At 62.8% G+C, this 18,349-nt stretch carries 16 protein-coding genes; 7 read left to right on the forward strand and 9 right to left on the reverse strand.

The window, feature by feature from the left end; translation table 11 throughout:
• Positions 1–94: 94 nt before the first annotated feature.
• Positions 95–508: a PAS domain-containing protein gene (locus tag GQB00_RS14285; RefSeq protein WP_165856827.1), complete on the forward strand. Its 414-nt coding sequence runs from the start codon at positions 95–97 to the stop codon at positions 506–508.
• Between the two features lie 15 nt (positions 509–523).
• The gene (locus GQB00_RS22095; RefSeq protein WP_165856828.1) at positions 524–1,390 is read left to right on the forward strand and encodes a methyl-accepting chemotaxis protein; all 867 of its coding nucleotides are present in this window, start codon (positions 524–526) and stop codon (positions 1,388–1,390) included.
• Positions 1,391–1,461: 71 nt separating this feature from the next.
• Here GQB00_RS22095 and GQB00_RS14295 read toward each other — a convergent pair whose 3' ends face one another.
• The 3 genes from GQB00_RS14295 to GQB00_RS14305 all read right to left on the reverse strand — a co-directional run bounded on the left by GQB00_RS14295 (position 1,462) and on the right by GQB00_RS14305 (position 6,011).
• Positions 1,462–2,019: a peroxiredoxin gene (locus tag GQB00_RS14295; RefSeq protein WP_165856829.1), complete on the reverse strand. Its 558-nt coding sequence runs from the start codon at positions 2,017–2,019 to the stop codon at positions 1,462–1,464.
• A gap of 108 nt (positions 2,020–2,127) precedes the next feature.
• On the reverse strand, positions 2,128–4,470 hold the full coding sequence (locus tag GQB00_RS14300) for a glucose/quinate/shikimate family membrane-bound PQQ-dependent dehydrogenase (RefSeq protein WP_165856830.1): 2,343 nt from the start codon (positions 4,468–4,470) through the stop codon (positions 2,128–2,130).
• 392 nt (positions 4,471–4,862) lie between these two features.
• The gene (locus GQB00_RS14305; protein ID WP_111497946.1) at positions 4,863–6,011 is read right to left on the reverse strand and encodes a sensor domain-containing diguanylate cyclase; all 1,149 of its coding nucleotides are present in this window, start codon (positions 6,009–6,011) and stop codon (positions 4,863–4,865) included.
• Positions 6,012–6,522: 511 nt separating this feature from the next.
• Between GQB00_RS14305 and GQB00_RS14310 the strand changes: the two genes are divergently transcribed.
• From GQB00_RS14310 to GQB00_RS14320, 3 genes are all read left to right on the forward strand, one after another.
• Positions 6,523–8,202, forward strand: coding sequence for a carbon starvation protein A (locus GQB00_RS14310; RefSeq protein ID WP_111497871.1), 1,680 nt, complete (start codon positions 6,523–6,525; stop codon positions 8,200–8,202).
• A 70-nt stretch (positions 8,203–8,272) separates the two neighbouring features.
• On the forward strand, positions 8,273–8,551 hold the full coding sequence (locus tag GQB00_RS14315) for a cory-CC-star protein (protein ID WP_165856831.1): 279 nt from the start codon (positions 8,273–8,275) through the stop codon (positions 8,549–8,551).
• Positions 8,552–8,558: 7 nt separating this feature from the next.
• Positions 8,559–9,569: an ArsA family ATPase gene (locus GQB00_RS14320; RefSeq protein ID WP_165856832.1), complete on the forward strand. Its 1,011-nt coding sequence runs from the start codon at positions 8,559–8,561 to the stop codon at positions 9,567–9,569.
• Between the two features lie 7 nt (positions 9,570–9,576).
• Here the strand turns inward: GQB00_RS14320 and GQB00_RS14325 are convergent, their stop codons facing one another.
• From GQB00_RS14325 to GQB00_RS14340, 4 genes are all read right to left on the reverse strand, one after another.
• A complete protein-coding gene (locus GQB00_RS14325) occupies positions 9,577–10,785 on the reverse strand; it encodes a BamA/TamA family outer membrane protein (protein ID WP_165856833.1) in 1,209 nt (402 codons plus the stop codon).
• 99 nt (positions 10,786–10,884) lie between these two features.
• Positions 10,885–11,244 (reverse strand): DUF488 domain-containing protein, encoded by a 360-nt coding sequence (locus GQB00_RS14330; RefSeq protein WP_165856834.1) that lies wholly within the window; start codon positions 11,242–11,244, stop codon positions 10,885–10,887.
• A gap of 12 nt (positions 11,245–11,256) precedes the next feature.
• On the reverse strand, positions 11,257–12,321 hold the full coding sequence (locus GQB00_RS14335; protein WP_165856835.1) for a Gfo/Idh/MocA family oxidoreductase: 1,065 nt from the start codon (positions 12,319–12,321) through the stop codon (positions 11,257–11,259).
• Positions 12,322–12,369: 48 nt separating this feature from the next.
• Positions 12,370–13,008 (reverse strand): SDR family oxidoreductase, encoded by a 639-nt coding sequence (locus GQB00_RS14340; RefSeq protein WP_165856836.1) that lies wholly within the window; start codon positions 13,006–13,008, stop codon positions 12,370–12,372.
• Between the two features lie 146 nt (positions 13,009–13,154).
• On the opposite strand from GQB00_RS14340, the gene GQB00_RS14345 reads away from it, so the two are divergent.
• Positions 13,155–14,501, forward strand: coding sequence for a PAS domain-containing methyl-accepting chemotaxis protein (locus GQB00_RS14345; RefSeq protein WP_228276817.1), 1,347 nt, complete (start codon positions 13,155–13,157; stop codon positions 14,499–14,501).
• 105 nt (positions 14,502–14,606) lie between these two features.
• Here GQB00_RS14345 and ahpF read toward each other — a convergent pair whose 3' ends face one another.
• Positions 14,607–16,193, reverse strand: a complete 1,587-nt coding sequence (ahpF, locus tag GQB00_RS14350; protein WP_165856837.1) for an alkyl hydroperoxide reductase subunit F — start codon at positions 16,191–16,193, stop codon at positions 14,607–14,609.
• A 358-nt stretch (positions 16,194–16,551) separates the two neighbouring features.
• Entirely contained in the window at positions 16,552–17,115 is a 564-nt protein-coding gene (gene ahpC, locus GQB00_RS14355; protein WP_111497880.1) for an alkyl hydroperoxide reductase subunit C, read from the reverse strand.
• 288 nt (positions 17,116–17,403) lie between these two features.
• On the opposite strand from ahpC, the gene GQB00_RS14360 reads away from it, so the two are divergent.
• Positions 17,404–18,294, forward strand: coding sequence for a carbohydrate kinase family protein (locus GQB00_RS14360; protein WP_165856838.1), 891 nt, complete (start codon positions 17,404–17,406; stop codon positions 18,292–18,294).
• Positions 18,295–18,349: the final 55 nt, after the last annotated feature.

Below are 18,349 nucleotides of genomic sequence, written 5' to 3' on the forward strand. Positions count from 1 at the left end.
AAAATTGTACAAATGTTCATTTTCATCTGTCGCTTGAGCGGCGCCACCGCTAGAGTCTCTCCAGGGATCGACACAATAAACGGAGGGGGCCCCGATGTTCGGGATCAAGTTGCTCGAGAAACATAACGACATGGAAGAGCGCCTCGGCTGGCAGGACAGCTACATTGAGGCCATAAAAAGCTGTAACGCCGTCATCGAATTCACCACCGACGGCATCATCGTAGACGCCAACGAGCGTTTCCTGGACGTGGTTGGCTACAGCCGGGAGGAAGTCCTGGGCCGGCACCACTCGATGTTCTGCGATGGTGATTACGTCAAGAGCCAGGAATACCGGAGCTTCTGGGACGAACTGCGCCGGGGCGTCCCGCAGAATGGCGAATTCTCGCGCCTGGGCAAGAACGGTCAGCGGATCTGGCTGCAGGCCAACTATTTCCCGGTCACCCAGCACGGGCAGACCGTCCGCGTGGTGAAATTTGCGTCGGACATCAGCGAATCGACCAACAAGTGACGCGCGGATGCCGCCGTGTTCGAAGCCCTCAACCGTTCCATGGCGGTGATCGAGTTCACCCCGGACGGACACATCCTGACCGCCAACGACAACTTCCTGGCCACGACCGGCTACGCCCTCGACGACATCCGGGGCCAGCATCACCGGATGTTCTGCGACGACCAGTTCTACCGGGACAATCCGGATTTCTGGGCCCGGCTGGCCGCCGGCAACTTCCGTTCGGGGCAGTTCCAGCGCAAGAACCGGGCCGGCCAGGATCTGTGGCTGGAAGCCACCTACAACCCGGTGTTCGATGCTGACGGCCGGGTCATCAAGGTGATCAAGTTCGCCAGCGACATTACCGAAAAAGTGCAGCAGACCGAATCCCTGCAGTCGATCACCGAGGCCGTCAATGTGGCGGCGGAACAAACCATCAGCCGCGCCGACAATGGCTCGGAGACCCTGCAGTCGGCGGTGGACGCCACGCATCGGATCTCGTCGGCGGTAGGGGAATCGTCACAACTGGCGGATCAACTGCTGGCCCAGTCACGCAAGATCACCGACATCGTCAGCAGCATCAGCGGCATTTCGGAGCAGACCAACCTCCTGGCGCTGAACGCAGCCATCGAAGCCGCCCGGGCCGGCGAGTACGGGCGCGGTTTTGCCGTGGTGGCCGATGAGGTGCGGCAACTGGCCGCACGGGCCCAGCAGGCGACGGTGGAAATTACGGCGCTGGTGGACACCAACCGTGACCTGACGGAGAAGATGAACCAGCAGATGGCGGCGGCCAATGACCACGCCGGCGCCGGTGCCGAACGGGTGCAGGAAGCCTCGCACGCTTTCGATGAGGTGCGCGAGGGCGCCCGCTCGCTGGCCCGGATCATCAACCACAGCCAGCACTGAGCCGGCCCGCCCACATCCCGCAGCGCTATCGGGGCTTCAGGGACGGGGCTGGCCGTATGGCGGCCGGCCTGTTAGCGGTTGCCTTCCAGCCACGCGGCCACCTCCGCAGCGTGCTCGCCGGGCGGGAAGACCGGGTAGAACACCTTGGTAATCACACCCTTCTCCACAACCAGCGTCAGCCGCTGGATATAGGTCTGCCCCTTGAACTCGAACGTGGGCAGTTCCAGCGCCGTGGCAAACGCCAGATCGCTGTCGTTGAGCAGATCAAAGGTCAGGCCCAGTCGCTCGTGCGCCTCGTGCTGCTCGGCCAGCGGCTGCGCGCTCAGCCCGAACACGCGAACACCGAGCGCACGCCATTCCAGATTATGGTCGCGGAATCCGCAAGCCTCCGGCGTGCAGCCCTTGGCTCCGGGAATGTCAGCCCACTCGGGCCCTGGTGGCTGGTCCGGATGACCAATGCGCGGGTAGACGTAGACCACCGAGGTGCCTTTCAGAGCCGACAGGTCGACCTTCTCTCCCGCGGTACTGGCCAGCGACATCGCCGGCACGCGCCGTCTACGCAGGTGATTGCAGGCGCCGTCGTCAATGGGCACCGGCAGTTCTTCCCCGCCCTTGTCTGCTTCCGCCATAAACCGTCTACCTCCACCTGTAAAACCTGTCATTCCCCACATAAAAGAAAACCCGGCCAGGGCCGGGTTTTCCATATGCCTGGGCGTTGCCACCCAGTGTAGGCGAATTTACCGCTTCAGTTTATACGCCACCACGTAATCGCCAATCGTGGTGCCGATCGAGCCGTGACCACCGGCCACCTGGACGACCATCTGCTCGCCCTGGCTGTTCAGGTAAGTCATCGGCGTGGCCTGGCCACCCGCCGGCAGACGGGATTCCCAGATCTGCTCGCCGGTCTTCAGGTTGTAGCCGCGGATGTAATCGTCCACGGACGCAGCCATGAACACCACGCCACTGTCGGTGATCACCGGACCACCGATACCCGGCACGCCCATCTTGAGCGGCAGCGGCAGCGCGGTCATGTCCTCAACGGTACCGTTCTTGTGCTTCCAGGTGATCTCACCGGTCTGCAGATCCGCGCCCGCGACATAGCCCCAGGGCGGCTGCTGGCAGGGAACACCCAGCGGTGACAGGAACGGCTTCATTTCAACGGCGTAGGGAGCGCCGGCGTTCTCGTTCAGGCCCTGCTCGCCCTGGTTGGTTTCACCCAGCTCGGCCCCGTCTTTGGGAACCAGCTTGGAGGTGAAGGCCAGGTAAAGCGGCATGCCGAACATGACCTGACGCTTGGGATCGACCGCAATGCTGCCCCAGTTGAAGACGCCGAAGTTGCCCGGGAACACGATGGTGCCCTGCTCGGACGGCGGCGTGTACTGGCCCTCGTAGTTGAGGGAGTTGAAGTCGATGCGACACAGCATCTGGTCGATCGGTGTCGCGCCCCACATATCCGACTCGGTCAGCGTGGGCGGACGGAACGTCAGGCCGGAGATCGGCTGGGTCGGCGACGCCTGATCACCCTCGATGGTGCCCTGGGGCGCCTCTTTCTCGGTGATCGGGAAGATCGGCTCGCCGGTCTCGCGGTTCAGCACATACACGTCGCCCTGCTTGGTCGGCACCGCCAGCGCCGGCTCGGTGCCGCCGTCTTCGGTCTTGCGATCAAACAGCACGGGCTGCGCCGGGGTATCCATGTCCCACAGATCGTGGTGCACGAACTGCTGGACCCACTGCACCTGGCCGGTTTCCAGACTCAGGGCGACGACGGACGTGGCGTACTTCTCTTCTTCCGGAGAGCGGTACATGCCCAGCTGGTCCGGCGTGCGGTTGCCCATCGGCAGATAGATCATGCCCAGCTCTTCATCGGCACTGGCCACGGACCACATATTCGGGGAGCTGGTGGTGTAGACCTCATCCTCACCCAGGGGCGCGGTGTCTTCCGGGTTGCCGGAATCCCAGTTCCACTGGAGTTCGCCGGTTTTCACGTCGTAGGCGCGAATCACGCCGGACGGTGACTTGACCGCGTAGTTGTCGTTGACGGAGCCGCCCACCACAACAACGCCGTTGGCCACCACGGGGGGCGACGTGGAGTAGTAGAAGCCGGACTGCTTGTACGGCATGTTGTGCATCAGGTCCAGCGAGCCATCGTCGGCAAAGTTGCTGCAACGGGCGCCGGTGGCCGGATCGATGGCCAGCAGGCGGGCGTCGGAGGTGGGCAGGAACAGCTGCGCGTCACACTGGACGCTGGCCAGTTCTTCCGCCGGGCGCTGGGCCGGTTGCACGTCGATGGCATCCGGGTCGCCACTGGCCGGAGGCAGGTAGGACACACCACGGCAGGTCTGGTGCTGGCGCATGCTTTCGGCCGGCACCTTGGCGTCGTAGACCCACTGCTCCTCGCCGGTATCGGCGTTCAGCGCGATCAACCAGTTGTGAGGGGTGCACACGTACAGGGTGTTGCCGACTTTCAGCGGCGTGACTTCGTAGGTGGTCTCGCCCACATCCTGGGGGCCCTTCTTGTCACCGGTCTGGTACTGCCAGGCGACTTCAAGCTGGTCGATGTTGTCCGGCGTGATCTGCTTGAGCGGTGAGAAGCGCTGGCCCATGTTGCTGCGGCCATAGGCGTGCCAGCTGCCTTCAGGGACGTTTCCGGTGTTGGCGTCGTCCACCACCACATCGGTGTTCAACTCACCGTCGATGCGATGCGGGTTAGAGGCCAGGCTGCCGACAGTCACCAGCCCTACGATGACCCAAACCGGCACCAGGACCATGGCACCGCTGGGTGCGCCTTTGCGGGCCGGGAACAACAGCGGGATAGCCAGCACCAGGAACAGCCCCAGACGGGTCGCCAGCGGCCACCAGTCGTATCCGGACTCAGACAGCGCCCAGATGGCGGTGCCGGCGAGAAACAGCGCGTAAAGCATCTGGGCCGTGCGCCGGCGCCCTTTCGTTGTCACCCCGACAACGATCAGGGCGAGGCCGGCAATGGCGTAATACCAGCTTCCTCCCAGCGCGATAAGCCAGATACCGCCTCCCAGCAGTACCAGCCCCAGCAGCAGGAATATCAATGAAAGAATCAGCATTCGTAGCGTCCCTATTCACAATAAGATTCACTTTTAGCGTAGGTCCATGACTCCAGAATGAAAGTCGGGCCCGATACAAAATCGGGGGCCGTCATCAGGATTGGAGTCCGGTTGCCAAAAGACATAAGGGATTTGACCAGGCCGCGATGGTGCATCGACGACTCGGTCGGCACGGACCGCATGGGCGGACGTGCGCGAGAGGTTGTTGCAAAGCGACGGTGCTTGATCGTGACGCTTTGCAGCACCCTCCTGGGTGTCGGTACGGGTCCTTCAGGAAGCCGCGCACCTTTCATAGCAAGCTAAACAATTATCCCGTAACGGAGGGATTTACGCCATTACGGCGACTACGGATTGCAGGGTAGTTTACACGATTCAGCAACGTAACGGGGCGATCAGGCCGGGAGCGACCGGCAGGGATTGAAATGCACCTGATTGCGCCCCTGATCCTTGGCCACGTAGAGGGCGGAGTCCGCCTGCATGAGCAACTCATTGAACGTGCGATGGTTGCCGCAGCGATGCACACCACCGAAGCTGGCTGACAGCTGGATCGGGTTGCCGGCGATCTCCGCGCCGCGCTCGAACACCTTCTCGCGCAGGCGTTCGGAGATCAGGCGGGCCTGGTCTTCAGTGGTGTCCGGCAGTGCCACCGCAAACTCCTCGCCGCCAATACGGCCGATGATGTCCGTCTCGCGCAGCTCTTCCCGCAACAACCGGGCAATGAAACAGAGCACCTCGTCTCCGACCGGATGCCCCCAACGATCGTTAATCGTCTTGAAGTGATCCAGATCAACCATCAGCACCGTCAGCGGACGCTGGCGGCGCACCGCGTCCGCAAACATCGCCTGCCCCCGCTTATGGAAGGACCGGCGATTGCAAAGGCCGGTCAGGTCATCGCTTTCGGCCAGGCTGCGCAGGTGCTGTTCGGAGCGCACGAAAGCCAGCAACGGAAACGTCAGTGCCGTGGCATTGGCCAACAGGATGTGGCTGATCAGGATCGAGTCCAGAACCGGGTCGGCATCGACTGAGGCACCCAGCTGCCAGGCGCGGGTCAAGGTCACGACCTGCAACAGCATCATCCCACAATGGATCAGGAAAAAGAGCTGGAGAGCCCGGACCGGCAGCGCGTTGCCCGGCCGAATCCGTCGGGTGAGATAAAAGGCGCAGACAAATATGGCCGCGGTGTAAGCCGCCGTGAACAGCCGCGGTGCATAGGGGCTTTCCCGGAATACAGCGATCAGCAGCAGACAGGCCGCCACGCCGTAGAACAGACCGCGCACGGTTCGTGTGTGGGTGCGCCCGTCAACAAAACGCACCAGGCCACAGAGTACGAAAAGCGGAGCCAGAACCAGCAGGCCGTACGCCATCACCACGGTCAGCCAGGGCGCCTCGACAAAGGCCCGGGCACCGGCGGCCACGCAGCCGGCGGCGAACAACAGACAGGACAACCCCCAGTACCAGAAACAGAGCTGCTCACGGCGCAACCGGTAAATCGCCCACATGAAACTGCCGATCAGCACGTTAATGCCAACGGTCAGTATCATCAGCGTTGCCAAGTCCAGTTTGACCACGGCCAGCCCTGCATCCGTTAGTGGGGATTGCAAAATCAGTTCAGTGGAGCGCGGCGAAAGATCACCGGCCAGCTTCCGCAACCGCCCCGTTAGCTATGGGGAAACCTTCCAATGTAGCCTAACACTACGCGCCGACAACGGTTTTGGGTTTTGTGGTGACTGGGTAAGGAAATGTTTCAGCGCAGGGCCAACTGACCCGCAGCGGTAATAGCCCGCTCGACTTGATCAATGTCATCCGCCTGGTGACGCTTCCAGGGGCGCGATTTCCGTTTCCATTTCAAATCTTTAAGCGTAAGTAAAAGCCCTGATACGTAGTACCACCTACCCCTGCCCCTATTGAAATCCATTGCCACGCATCGGAGTATGGCCAGCCTCTCAAAAGGACCGTCCGGCGTTCCCGTCGGCATCCGCCAACACCCGAGCTGACCGACCGCTCTTCGCCAGCGATTGTCGGATAACACCTTCAACAATTCAGGAACCTACGATGAGTGCCATCTTGCTGCTGGTCCTGGGTCTGGGGGGAATGGCCTTTGGCTATTTCGTCTATTCCCGGTTTATTGCCAAAGTCATCTACAAGGTCGACGAGAAATTCCGCACCCCGTCGGAAGAATATGAGGATGGTGTGGACTTCGTTCCCACCAACAAGTTCGTCCTCTGGGGCCACCACTTCACCTCCGTCGCGGGGGCGGCTCCCATCGTCGGACCGGCCATCGCCGTCATCTGGGGCTGGCTGCCGGCCTTCCTGTGGGTCACCATCGGCACCATCTTCTTTGCGGGCATCCATGATTTCGGGGCCATCTGGGCCAGTGTCCGCAACAAGGCCAAGTCCATCGGCACCCTGACCGGCGAAGTGGTCGGCACTCGCGCGCGCTCGATCTTCACCATCGTAATCTTCCTGGTGCTGCTGATGGTCAACGCCGTGTTCGGCGTGGTCATCGCCAAGCTGCTGATCAACAATCCCGGTTCGGTCGTGCCCGTCTGGGGTGCGATCGCCGTGGCGCTGGTCATCGGCCAGCTGATCTACCGCGCCAAGCTGAGCCTGCCACTGGTGTCCCTGCTGGGTGTGGGCGCACTCTACTTCCTGATCTACATCGGCCCGTCCGTCCCGGTGTCTCTGCCAGAAACCATCGGCCCGGTTTCCGACAACGCCGCCTGGATCCTGATCCTGTTCGGCTACGCCGCCATCGCCTCCCTGCTGCCGGTGTGGGTGCTGTTGCAGCCGCGTGACTACATCAACGGCCTGCAGCTGTTCGTCGGCCTGATCGCGCTCTACGCGGCCGTGCTGATCGGCAACCCGACGGTGGTGGCGCCGATGATCAACTTCGGGGTGCCGGAGGGCACGCCGTCGATGATTCCGCTGCTGTTCGTCACCATCGCCTGTGGCGCCATCTCCGGCTTCCACGGCCTGGTCGCCTCCGGCACCACTTCCAAGCAGCTGCGTCGTGAAACCGATGCCCGCTTCGTCGGCTACTTCGGCGCCACCGGTGAAGGCGCGCTGGCCCTGGCCGCGATTATCGCCGCCACCGCCGGCTTTGCGTCACTGTCCGACTGGCAGGCGGTCTACAGCTCCTTCGGCCAGGGCGGCGTGCTGGCGTTCGTTAACGGCGGCGCCGCCATCCTCAGCCAGGGCACCGGCCTGGACGCGGAAGTCGCCGGCACCATGCTGACCGTGATGGCGGCCCTGTTCGCCGGTACCACCATGGACACCGGCCTGCGCCTGCAGCGCTACATCTTCCAGGAATGGGGCGAGATCTACAGCGTCAAATGGATGGCCAAGCCGGCTCCGGCGACTCTGCTGTCGGTCGGCACCTGCCTGCTGCTGGCCTTTGGCGCCGGCGGTGCGGACGGTTCCGGCGGCCTGCTGATCTGGCCGCTATTCGGCACCACCAACCAGCTGCTGGCCGGCCTGACCCTGCTGGTCGTCACGGTGATGCTGGTGCGTCGCGGTTCACCGACCCGCTACACCCTGATCCCGCTGGTGTTCCTGCTGGCCATGACGCTGTTTGCCCTGCTGCTCCAGCTCAAGGGCTTCTACGAGACCGGTGACTGGTTCCTGCTGGGCCTCGACCTGGTGGTGCTGGTGGCCGCCATACTGGTTACACTGGAATGCGTGTCGTCCCTGCGTCGCGTGAAACAGGAGCAGGCGCAGACCGACGCCGCCTGACTCTGACCGTCCCCGCCCGTCACGGTGCGGGGACGGATTCTCCCGCCCCTTCCAACCCCCGGAGGGTTCCATGAAAGAGACCCTGTCCCGTCTGAAATACTGGTACCAGCGCGCCAGCGCCGCCGGCGCCGAATACTACAACGCTCCCTACCGGGCCGCCATCGCCCGCGCCCAGCGTGACGAAGACGACCTGTTCATGCTGCTGGTGTTTGGCGAGATGATGGGCCTGCCCAACCCGGCAAGCTGGTACACCCTGGAGCTGCAGCCCCTGCTGCTGGAACGGTTCCACGACTGGCACACACGCATGGGCATGGAACGTTCGCCCCTCGATGGCGTGCGCTGCTGCTGAGGTTTCGATGCTGAATATTCCCGAATTGATTGAAAACCGGCGCCTGCTGATGGTGGGCGGTAAAGGCGGCGTGGGTAAAACCACGGTGTCTGCCGCCCTCGCCGTGGCGGCCGCCGACGCCGGCAAGCGGGTCCTGCTGATTTCCACGGACCCGGCCCACAGCCTGGCCGATGCCTTCGATCGCCCCATCGGCGACCGTCCGGTCATGCTGCAGCCCAACCTGAGCGCGCTGGAGATCGACCCGGACAGCGAGGTTGACGCCTATCTGGAGCGGGTCTTCGCCCAGATGCGCCGCTACGTCGGACCGGACCAGGTCAACGAGCTGCAGCGCCAGCTGCGCCTGAGCAGTCAGTCTCCCGGCGCCCAGGAAGCGGCCCTGCTGGAGCGGATTGCCCGGCTGATCGAAGACAGCCAGAAAGACTACGACCTGCTGATCTTCGACACCGCGCCGACCGGCCACACCCTGCGTCTGCTGAGCCTGCCGGAAGTGATGGCGGCCTGGACCGACGGCCTGCTCAAGCACAACAAGCGCTCCGAGAAACTGGGCAAGGCCCTGGCGCACCTGACACCCGGACGCAGCGTCGACAACCCGCTGAAAGACCCCAGCGAGAACGCCACCGAAGGCATGGACAACCGCAGTCGCGAGCTGACCGAAACCCTGCTGGCCCGCCAGCGGCTGTTCCAGCGCACCCGGCGCGTACTGCACGACGCGGAACAGACCGCGTTCCTGTTCGTGCTGACGCCGGAGCGCCTGCCTATCCTGGAAACCGAGCGCGCCGTGCGGTCGCTGACCGAAGCCTCCGTCCCCGTAGCCGGCCTGGTGGTCAACCGGCTGCTACCAGACCTCGCCGACAACGGCTTCTGGGCCACCCGCCGTGCACGACAGCAGCGTCACCTGGAGGAAATCGACCAGCGGCTGGCCGGCCTGGCGCAGCATCGCGTTCCGCTGTTCGATGACGATATCCAGGGCGCCGACAACCTGCGCCAGCTCGCCGACACGCTGCAACGGCAGGGCTAGTGCCCCTCTACCAGGAGGCACCGGCCTGAATGTAGACGGCGGTGTCCTCCGGCCCACGGGCCACGTCCAGCCCCATGCGCAGGCCGTAGCGGCGGGCGATCAGGTAGCGAAAGCCGCCCCCCACGCTGTTGCCGGACTCGGCGTCGTCGTGCAGGTCACCGAAGCTGCTGGCGGCCCGGCCGCCGCCGGTAAAGCCGTTGACGCTCCAGCGCGGCGTCATCTTCCACGTCAGTTCCAACTCCCCCACCAGCACGGCCCGGCCCTGATAGCGATTCTTGGCGATACCGCGCAGGTCGATGAACGGCTCAACGTAGGTCGGCAGACGCTCCGAGTCGGACGCCTGAATGCCGTCGTACTGCACCCGGAATCCCAGGTTGAAACGGTCGGATAACTGCCAGTAATTGAGCCCTTCCAACTGATAGCTGGCGTAGTCCGCATCGCTGCCGATGGCATCGTCGAACACGAGGTAGTTTGCCGAATACTGGACACCGCTTTCCGGGTACAGCGGGTTGTCGCGACTGTCGTATTCCAGCAACAGACCCAGGCCGGACGTGGTCTGCCGGTCACCCAGGGTCTGATCCAGGAAGTCGTTCACCCGTTCCTCCAGCGCCGGATTCGGCAATGCAATCTCACTCTCGAGGTTCGTTTTCACTACTCGGTAAAGCTGGCGCGCGCCCACCAGCCAGTGGCTGTCCCCGACCCGGAACTTAAGATCCTGGAGCACCACTGGGCCTTTCAGATTGAGTTTGACCGGCCGCTCAAGGTTGCGCTGCGCCAGCGAGTAGAAATCGAGATTCAGGTCGCCATAGAGCAGGAACCCGCGGTAGCGGATGCTGTCCTGCTTCCAGAATCCCAGATGCCCTAGCCCAAGGCCGCGCGTGCCGTTTTCGGTAGCGCCAAGCCCGACAATCGAGATGTTCTCCGGCAGCAGCGGGCGCGTGCTGGCGTCCTGCTTCTTCTGGGCCTCGGATTCGTGGAAGAAGACGCCGGCGACGGCGAGGCCCGTTCCCACCGCCGGCTCAGTGATGATGGTTGGCACGGGCAGGAAGCCCGAACGGAGGGTGGACAGGTAGCGGCTGACGTCAAACATGCCGTCCTCCTCATCCACCATGTAGGTTTCAAAAAAAGAGGCGTGGGCAAACAGAGGAAACAGCAGGGCAAGGCCGGTGCCGATGAACCGGACTCGTCCCCTGGACCGGCATCGTCCGTCGGTCATGATCAGCGCGCTCCGTGCAGCAAATGGGCAATACGGGCCCGAACAGACCCTGGGTGCATCGTCTAAGCCTAGCTCAAACCCGCCCAGGCAGGGCCGAAATCACTCGGGCGCACCCAGCATGCGCAGGTACTGACGCAGAACCACGGCGTTGTTGCGCTCGGCATGAGACGCGCTGTAGACCAGTGTGATGGTTTGCTGGCGGGATCGTTCAGCCAGCGGGCGGAGGGTCTCGCGGTGCGCTGTCAGTTCCGACAGATAAGCACGCCGGAAGGCCGCCCAGTCGAGATCGCCCTGGTGGAAGGCTTTGCGCAGATCGTCGCTGGGCGCGACCGATTTGAGCCAGTCATCCAGTTGCAGCCGGTCCTTGCTCACACCGCGCGGCCAGAGCCGATCCACCAGGATGCGTACCCCGTCCTCCAGGGCCGGGGCATCGTAGGCGCGCTTCAGGTGAATCGGCATATGGCCATCTCGCTACTCGGGAAGGTGGACCACCTTCCGTTCGGCGGAGGATCGCTGGGCGGCGGCGATGATTTCCAGGCCGTCCGCGGCATCGGCGGCGTTGACCGGCGGACGCGTGCCATTCTGGACCGCAACGGCAACCGCCTCATAATAGCGGCGATAGGCACCGGGATCGTTGTGGACCGGCCGTTCCTCGGAGCCGGCGGTCAAATAGCCCTGCCCGTCTTCCACCACTTCGCGCCAATCCGGCTGGTCGGGCCGGGCGCCGGCCTTGAGCGCATTTTCCTGTCCGTCCATGCCGAAGCTGGTATACGCCGCGCGGCTGCCCAGGACCCGGAAGCGCGGTCCGGACTGGGCCGCAACGCTGCTCATCCAAAGGTGCGAGCGCACACCGTTGCGGTGAGTCAGCGCCACGAAGGTGTCGTCATCCACCTCGGCGTCCGGATAGCGGTGTTCCAGCTCCGCATACACCGAGGCCACCGGCCCGAACAGCACCAGCGCCTGGTCGATCAGGTGTGCGCCCAGATCGTAAAGCACGCCACCGGCCTCGCCCGGTGCGCCGGACTGGCGCCAGCCCCCCTTGGGCTCCGGCCGCCAACGCTCGAAGCGGGATTCGAAGCGACGGATGTCACCCAGTTCGCCCTCTTCACGCAGGCGCTCGATGGTCATGAAGTCGCCGTCCCAGCGGCGGTTCTGGAACACGCTGAGGAACTGGCCGCGCTTTTCGGCTTCGGCAATCACTTCCCGGGCGTCTTCCGCGGAGGCCGCCAGCGGCTTGTCCACCACCACCCCCAGGCCAGCCTGCAAGGCCGCCATGGCAAGATGCTTGTGGGTCCGGTTCGGAGAGGCGACCACCACCAGATCAAACTGATCGGCGTTTTGCCAGAGCTGGGCCGGGGTGGCATGGACGGTAACACCTGGGTAGGCCCGGCGGGCCTCCTCTGCCCGTTCCTCGTTGGAGGTAACCACGGCGTGCAGGGCCATACCCCGGGCCGCGTCGATCAGAGGCGCGTGGAATACGGAACCCGCCATGCCATAGCCGATCAGGGCAACCCGGACGTCAGGTGATTCGGACATCAATCGCTTTCCTTGTTGGTCAGTATTCTGGTAACGGTTCAGCCGGGATCAGAGACCGGCGACGGCCTCTGCCACGGGGATCTCGCCGGACAGCACATCGAACGTCCGGTTCTCGGTGTTGGCCGCGTCGAGGGTCGCGAGCAGAACGGCGGCAACATCCTCGCGCGGGATCTTCCCGGTACGTTCGAGCTTGTCACCAACCTCAATACGTCCAGTAGCCGGATCTTCAGTCAGCGGGCCCGGCCGCACGACGGTGTAATCCATACCGCTGGCGCGAAGGTGGTCATCCGCCTTCTGTTTGGCGAGCAGGTAGTGGCGGATCTTTTCCGGCCCCTTGTCGGGCTCGTCCGCCCGCATCGCGCTGACCATGACAAAACGGCGGATACCGGCCGCGGCCGCGGCGTCCACGATTCGCATGGCACCGTTCTGGTCCACGTCAACGGTCTTGTCCGGACCGGTGTGAGGGCCGGACCCGGCGGTGAAGACGACCGCGTCGCAACTGCGCAGCGCCTCGCCGCAATCCCCTTCCAGGTCAGCCACGACCGCTTCGGTGGCGCCGAGCTTTTCCATCAGGGGAATCTGGTCCGCATCCCGCACCATGGCCCGGGCCTCGTGCGGGCTTTCCGCCATCAACTCTAACAGGTGGCGCCCGATTTTGCCGTTGGCACCGACGATCAATACGCGCATGGCCGCTCTCCTTACCGGTCCTGAGTGAGTCCTATAGAACTGCGCCCGCATGCTCCCGGATTCAACCCCTGACGATAGTTACACGGTTTTACACAGTTTTTAGATTGTCAGTGAGCGCTCGCCCCACTCCACACGTATGATCAGCTTTGACTCAATTGATCATTTTCCCACCACCGGTATTCAGCCCCATGATCTTCAACCGCCACAAGCAGTCCGTTGAACGACTTACCGCCGAGAAACAGAATCTGGCCGCCACCCTCGACGCCATCGACGACGCCGTTGCGGTTATCGAATTCACGCCTGAAGGCATTATCCAGCGGGCCAACGATCATTTCCTGGGCACTGTCGGCTACAGCCGGGCGGAAGTCGAGGGTCAGCATCACCGCCTCTTCTGCGATAGCGAGTATCACCAGAGCGAGGCATACAAGCGATTCTGGCGTGAACTGCAGAACGGGCAGAGTCACAGCGGTCATTTCCCTCGTCTGACAAAAGACGGCCGGAAAATCTGGCTGGAGGCCACCTACTTCCCGGTCAGGGACCAGGCCGGGCGGGTTCACAAGATTCTCAAAATGGCGGCGGACGTATCCGAGCAGCACGACACGGTCCAGGACCAGCAAGCGGTCTTCAACGCCATCGACCGGTCCATGGCCGTTATCGAATTCCAACCGGACGGAACCATCCTGAACGCCAACCGGAATTTCCTGGATACGGTGGGCTACAGTCTTGCCCAACTGCAGGGCCAGCATCACCGCATGCTCTGCCCCGACAGCTTCCTTGAGGCCCAGCCGGATTTCTGGGGCGAGCTGGCGCAGGGCGAGTTCAAATCAGGGAAATTCGAGCGTATCGACGCTCATGGCCGCACCATCTGGCTGGAAGCGTCCTACAACCCGATTCTCGACGACCAGGGCCGGGTGGCCAAAGTGATCAAGTTTGCCAGCGACATCACCGAGCGCATTCGTTTCAGCGAGCGCACGATTGAAGCCGCTGACCTGGCCTATCGGATTGCGCGGGAGACGTCGGACACATCCAATGAGGCAAAAGCCTCCCTGCAACGCTCGCTGACGACGTCGGAGCAGATCCGGGCGCGGTCAGAGGACGCCCAGCAGGTCATCCGCCAGCTCACCGAACAGTCCCGCAGCATCGAACGCATTCTGGGGACCATTGCCGAGATCGCCGACCAGACCAACCTGCTGGCCCTGAACGCGGCCATCGAAGCGGCGCGCGCCGGCGACCAGGGGCGGGGCTTTGCCGTCGTGGCCGACGAGGTGCGACAGCTGGCCCGGCGTTCCGGCGAGGCGACATCGGAGATTGAGGCGGTGATCCAGAAGAACCTGGGCCTGACCGGCGACGTGCTGGCACGGGTCGAAGAGGTCTCGTCCGTCGCCCAGGAGGGTCAGCGACAGGTCCAGTCCGTCGACGAACTGATGAGTACCATCCAGTCAGCCTCCCGGCAGGTGGTGGAGGCTGTGGGCGCGATTCAGGCGGATACCTGATTTCAAAACGAAGGACCGGACGATAAAAAACCCCGCCGCCCAACGGACGACGGGGTTTTCTTTATTGGAAACCGGGCGGTCAAGCCACCCGGCGCGCGGGGCCGTTTAGGCCGCCGCACCCTCTTCATCAGGAACAGAGTTGCGGATGAGGAAGTCGAAGGCGCTCAGAGCCGCCTTGGAGCCTTCGCCCATGGAAATCACAATCTGCTTGTACGGCACGGTGGTGGCATCGCCCGCCGCGAAGACCCCCGGGATGGACGTCTCGCCGCGGTCATTGACGATGATCTCGCCGTGCTGGCTCAGCTCGATGTCGCCCTTGAGCCACTCGGTGTTCGGCACCAGACCGATCTGGACGAACACGCCTTCCAGCGACACGTGGTGGCTCTCGCCGGACTCACGGTCGGTGTAGCTGAGCCCACTGACCTTTCCGTTCTCACCGGTGATCTCGGTGGTTTGGGCGGACAGCAGGATCTCGACGTTGGGCAGGCTGCGCAGCTTCTTCTGCAGTACGTCGTCAGCGCGCATCTCGGCGCCGAACTCGATCAGGGTCACGTGACCGACGATGCCCGCCAGGTCGATGGCCGCTTCCACGCCGGAGTTACCGCCGCCGATGACGGCCACGCGCTTGCCTTTGAACAACGGACCGTCGCAGTGCGGGCAGTAGGCCACGCCCTTGTTACGGTACTCGTCTTCGCCTGGCACGCCCAGCTGGCGCCAGCGGGCACCGGTGGACAGCACCAGAGTGCGGGACTTCAACGACGCGCCATTAGCCAGGCGCACTTCGTGCATTCCGCCTTTGCTGGCGGCCGGAATCAGCTTCTCGGCGCGCTGGAGGTTCATGATGTCCACGTCGTATTCCTTGACGTGTTGCTCCATCGCCGCCACCAGTTTGGGGCCTTCGGTGTAAGGCACGGAGATCAGGTTCTCGATGCCCATGGTGTCCCCCACCTGACCGCCGAAACGCTCGGCCGCGACACCGGTGGAAATGCCTTTACGCGCGGCGTAGATCGCGGCGGAAGCGCCTGCCGGACCGCCGCCGATGACCAGCACTTCGAACGGGTCTTTCTGGTTCAGCTTCTCGGCTTCGCGGGCGTCGGAATTGGTATCCAGCTTGGCGGCGATTTCTTCCAGGTTCATCCGGCCCTGGCCGAACGACTCGCCATTAAGGTAGACACTCGGCACCGCCATGACTTCGCGCTGCTCGACTTCATCCTGGAACAGGGCGCCGTCGATGGACGTGTGCTTGATCTTCGGGTTCAGCACGCTCATCAGGTTCAGCGCCTGGACCACGTCCGGGCAGTTCTGGCAGGACAGGGAAAAGTAGGTCTCGAACACGTAGTCGCCGTCGAGTGACTGCACCTGCTCGATCACTTCCTGGGAGGCCTTGGACGGGTGACCGCCCACCTGCAGCAGCGCCAGCACCAGTGACGTGAACTCGTGCCCCATGGGGATGCCGGCGAAACGAACGCCGATGTCGCTGCCCACACGGTTAATGGCGAACGACGGGCGACGCACGTCGGCGGCGCCGTCTTCACGCAGAGAGATCTTGTCGGACAGCGCCTCGATTTCTTCCAGAAGCTCCTTCAGCTCTTTGGACTTGGCACTGTCATCCAGAGAAGGAACCAGCTCGATCGGCTGGCGCAGGTTCTCCATGTAGGCTTTCAGTTGATCCTTCAGATTGGCATCCAACATAGGCTGTTCCCCTTAAGTGTGTCGATTCGGGACTGGCGATTCCCTGAACAACAAAATGTATTGAATTCGAGAATTCGATAGGCGCTAACGATAAGATCGCCAGGGATAACGCTCAAATTAATTGAGCTTAAACATCCGATAGCAAGTTGCTATATGACGATCGTTCGCTTTTCCTGCCGGGAACCTCTGAGAAAACCTGTCGCTGAACGGCCACGGAATGGACCGCAAACCGACCAATTTCGGGGCGGAGCACCCCAATATGGGGCGTTTCCGGCGTCAGACTTTGTCAAAGGCACCCGTTATACAAAGAAGGCCCGCAGTGCGGGCCTTCCTTTAGAGCTTCACCGGAAGGCGAAACTTAGATCTTGCCAACCAGGTCCAGGGAAGGAGCCAGCGTTTCTTCGCCTTCCTTCCACTTGGCCGGGCAGACTTCGCCCGGGTTGTTGCGAACGTACTGAGCGGCTTTAACCTTGCGCAGCAGGTCGTCAGCGTCACGGCCGATGCCTTCGGCGGTGATTTCAACGGCCTGGATAACGCCGTCCGGATCGATCAGGAAGGTAGCGCGGTCGGCCAGGCCCTGGCCTTCACGCATCACACCGAAGTTGTTGGTGATGGTGCCGGTCTGGTCGCCAACCATGTAGTAGCTGATCTTGCCGATGGTTTCGGAGCTGTCGTGCCACGCCTTGTGAGTGAAGTGGGTGTCGGTGGACACGGAGAAGACTTCCACGCCCAGCTTCTGCAGCTCGTCGTACTTGTCGGCCACGTCGCCCAGCTCAGTCGGGCAAACGAAAGTGAAGTCAGCCGGGTAGAAGAAGAAGACCGCCCACTTACCTTTCACGTCGGCTTCGGAAATCTCAACGAACTCGCCCTGTTTGAAGGCGGTGGCGTTAAACGGCTTGATCTCGCTGTTAACAATGCCCATTTGGAATATCTCCTCAAAAGTTGATTCGGATGCGTAAGGTAACGGGAAGCCCGAGACCCTTTAAATTGATAATTCTTAAATGACCCATAGGGGTGATCTATAGAGTGGGTATAAAAACCTGCTTTTCAATCGCTTATACGTATTTACCCTGACACCCTGCTATCACAGGCATGGCACGATTTAAGCATGCAAAAGCTCCCCCTTCCGCAGGGCCTAGCCCTCCGGATGAGTTTCTTGTAACGCAACGGCATTACACTGGTGTTTCCAGTCACTTCTGGGACTATTGCCATGCAAGAAGCAATCCTGATCATCGGCGGCGCTTCCCTCGACACCATCGTCCAGCTCGACGCTCTCCCGCAGCCGGTTCCGCAAACCATCTGGCCCCGCCGGAGCTATCGAGCCCTGGGCAGTACCGGTGCGGGCAAGGCACTTAACCTTGTCGGACTGGAGCAACGGGTGACGCTTCACACGCTGCTGGGACGGGATGAGGCCGGCCGCACGATTCGAGATGCCCTGGAAGCGACGGGCCTGACGCTGCTGGTGGAGGAAACCGACGCGCCCACCGAGCAGCACGTCAACCTCATGGACCCACACGGCCACCGGATATCGCTGTTCATACAGCCGCCGGCAACCCCGGACCGGGTCGACTGGGCAGCGGTCCGCGCCGCGATGACCCGCTGCCCGCTGGTGGTGGTGAACATCCTCGATTACGCCCGACCGGCGCTGGAGCTGGCCCGGAACAGCGGCACGCCCATCTGGACGGACCTGCACGACTACGACGGCCGCAACCCGCATCACCAGGCCTTTATCGACGCCGCCGATGTGATCTTTCTGTCCAGTGACAACCTGCCCGACTACAGGGCGTTCATGCGGGCACAGATGGATCAGGGCAAGTCGATGGTCGTGTGCACCCATGGCAGCCAGGGCGCAACGCTGCTGGATCGTGACGGTCGATGGCTTGAGCAGCCGGCGTTCGCGGTTCCACAGGTCGTCGATACCAACGGTGCCGGCGACGCCTTTTTCAGCGGCTTCCTTTATGGACACCTGCGCGGCGACTCCCCGGCCCGCTGCCTGCAGCTTGCGGCCGCGTGCGGCGCCCTGACGGTGCAATCCACCGGCCTGGCCGGCGAGACTCTGTCACCGGCGACGCTGGATGCGGTCATTGCCGGCCATCGATGACGAGCGCCCCTACCAAAAGGCATACGTCCAATTGCGTATGCCGCCTGACAAGATC

The sequence above is a fragment of the Marinobacter sp. JSM 1782161 genome (genome assembly GCF_011421605.1).
In the GTDB taxonomy this organism is placed as follows: domain Bacteria; phylum Pseudomonadota; class Gammaproteobacteria; order Pseudomonadales; family Oleiphilaceae; genus Marinobacter_A; species Marinobacter_A bohaiensis.

Bases quoted from the DNA above. Each gene is read 5' to 3' on its own strand.
- GQB00_RS14285 (WP_165856827.1), top strand. From the start codon at position 95: ATGTTCGGGATCAAGTTGCTCGAGAAACATAACGACATGGAAGAGCGC.
- GQB00_RS14295 (WP_165856829.1), bottom strand. From the start codon at position 2,019: ATGGCGGAAGCAGACAAGGGCGGGGAAGAACTGCCGGTGCCCATTGAC.
- GQB00_RS14300 (WP_165856830.1), bottom strand. From the start codon at position 4,470: ATGCTGATTCTTTCATTGATATTCCTGCTGCTGGGGCTGGTACTGCTG.
- GQB00_RS14305 (WP_111497946.1), bottom strand. From the start codon at position 6,011: ATGATACTGACCGTTGGCATTAACGTGCTGATCGGCAGTTTCATGTGG.
- GQB00_RS14310 (WP_111497871.1), top strand. From the start codon at position 6,523: ATGAGTGCCATCTTGCTGCTGGTCCTGGGTCTGGGGGGAATGGCCTTT.
- GQB00_RS14315 (WP_165856831.1), top strand. From the start codon at position 8,273: ATGAAAGAGACCCTGTCCCGTCTGAAATACTGGTACCAGCGCGCCAGC.
- GQB00_RS14320 (WP_165856832.1), top strand. From the start codon at position 8,559: ATGCTGAATATTCCCGAATTGATTGAAAACCGGCGCCTGCTGATGGTG.
- GQB00_RS14325 (WP_165856833.1), bottom strand. From the start codon at position 10,785: ATGACCGACGGACGATGCCGGTCCAGGGGACGAGTCCGGTTCATCGGC.
- GQB00_RS14330 (WP_165856834.1), bottom strand. From the start codon at position 11,244: ATGCCGATTCACCTGAAGCGCGCCTACGATGCCCCGGCCCTGGAGGAC.
- GQB00_RS14335 (WP_165856835.1), bottom strand. From the start codon at position 12,321: ATGTCCGAATCACCTGACGTCCGGGTTGCCCTGATCGGCTATGGCATG.
- GQB00_RS14340 (WP_165856836.1), bottom strand. From the start codon at position 13,008: ATGCGCGTATTGATCGTCGGTGCCAACGGCAAAATCGGGCGCCACCTG.
- ahpF (WP_165856837.1), bottom strand. From the start codon at position 16,193: ATGTTGGATGCCAATCTGAAGGATCAACTGAAAGCCTACATGGAGAAC.
- ahpC (WP_111497880.1), bottom strand. From the start codon at position 17,115: ATGGGCATTGTTAACAGCGAGATCAAGCCGTTTAACGCCACCGCCTTC.
- GQB00_RS14360 (WP_165856838.1), top strand. From the start codon at position 17,404: ATGCAAGAAGCAATCCTGATCATCGGCGGCGCTTCCCTCGACACCATC.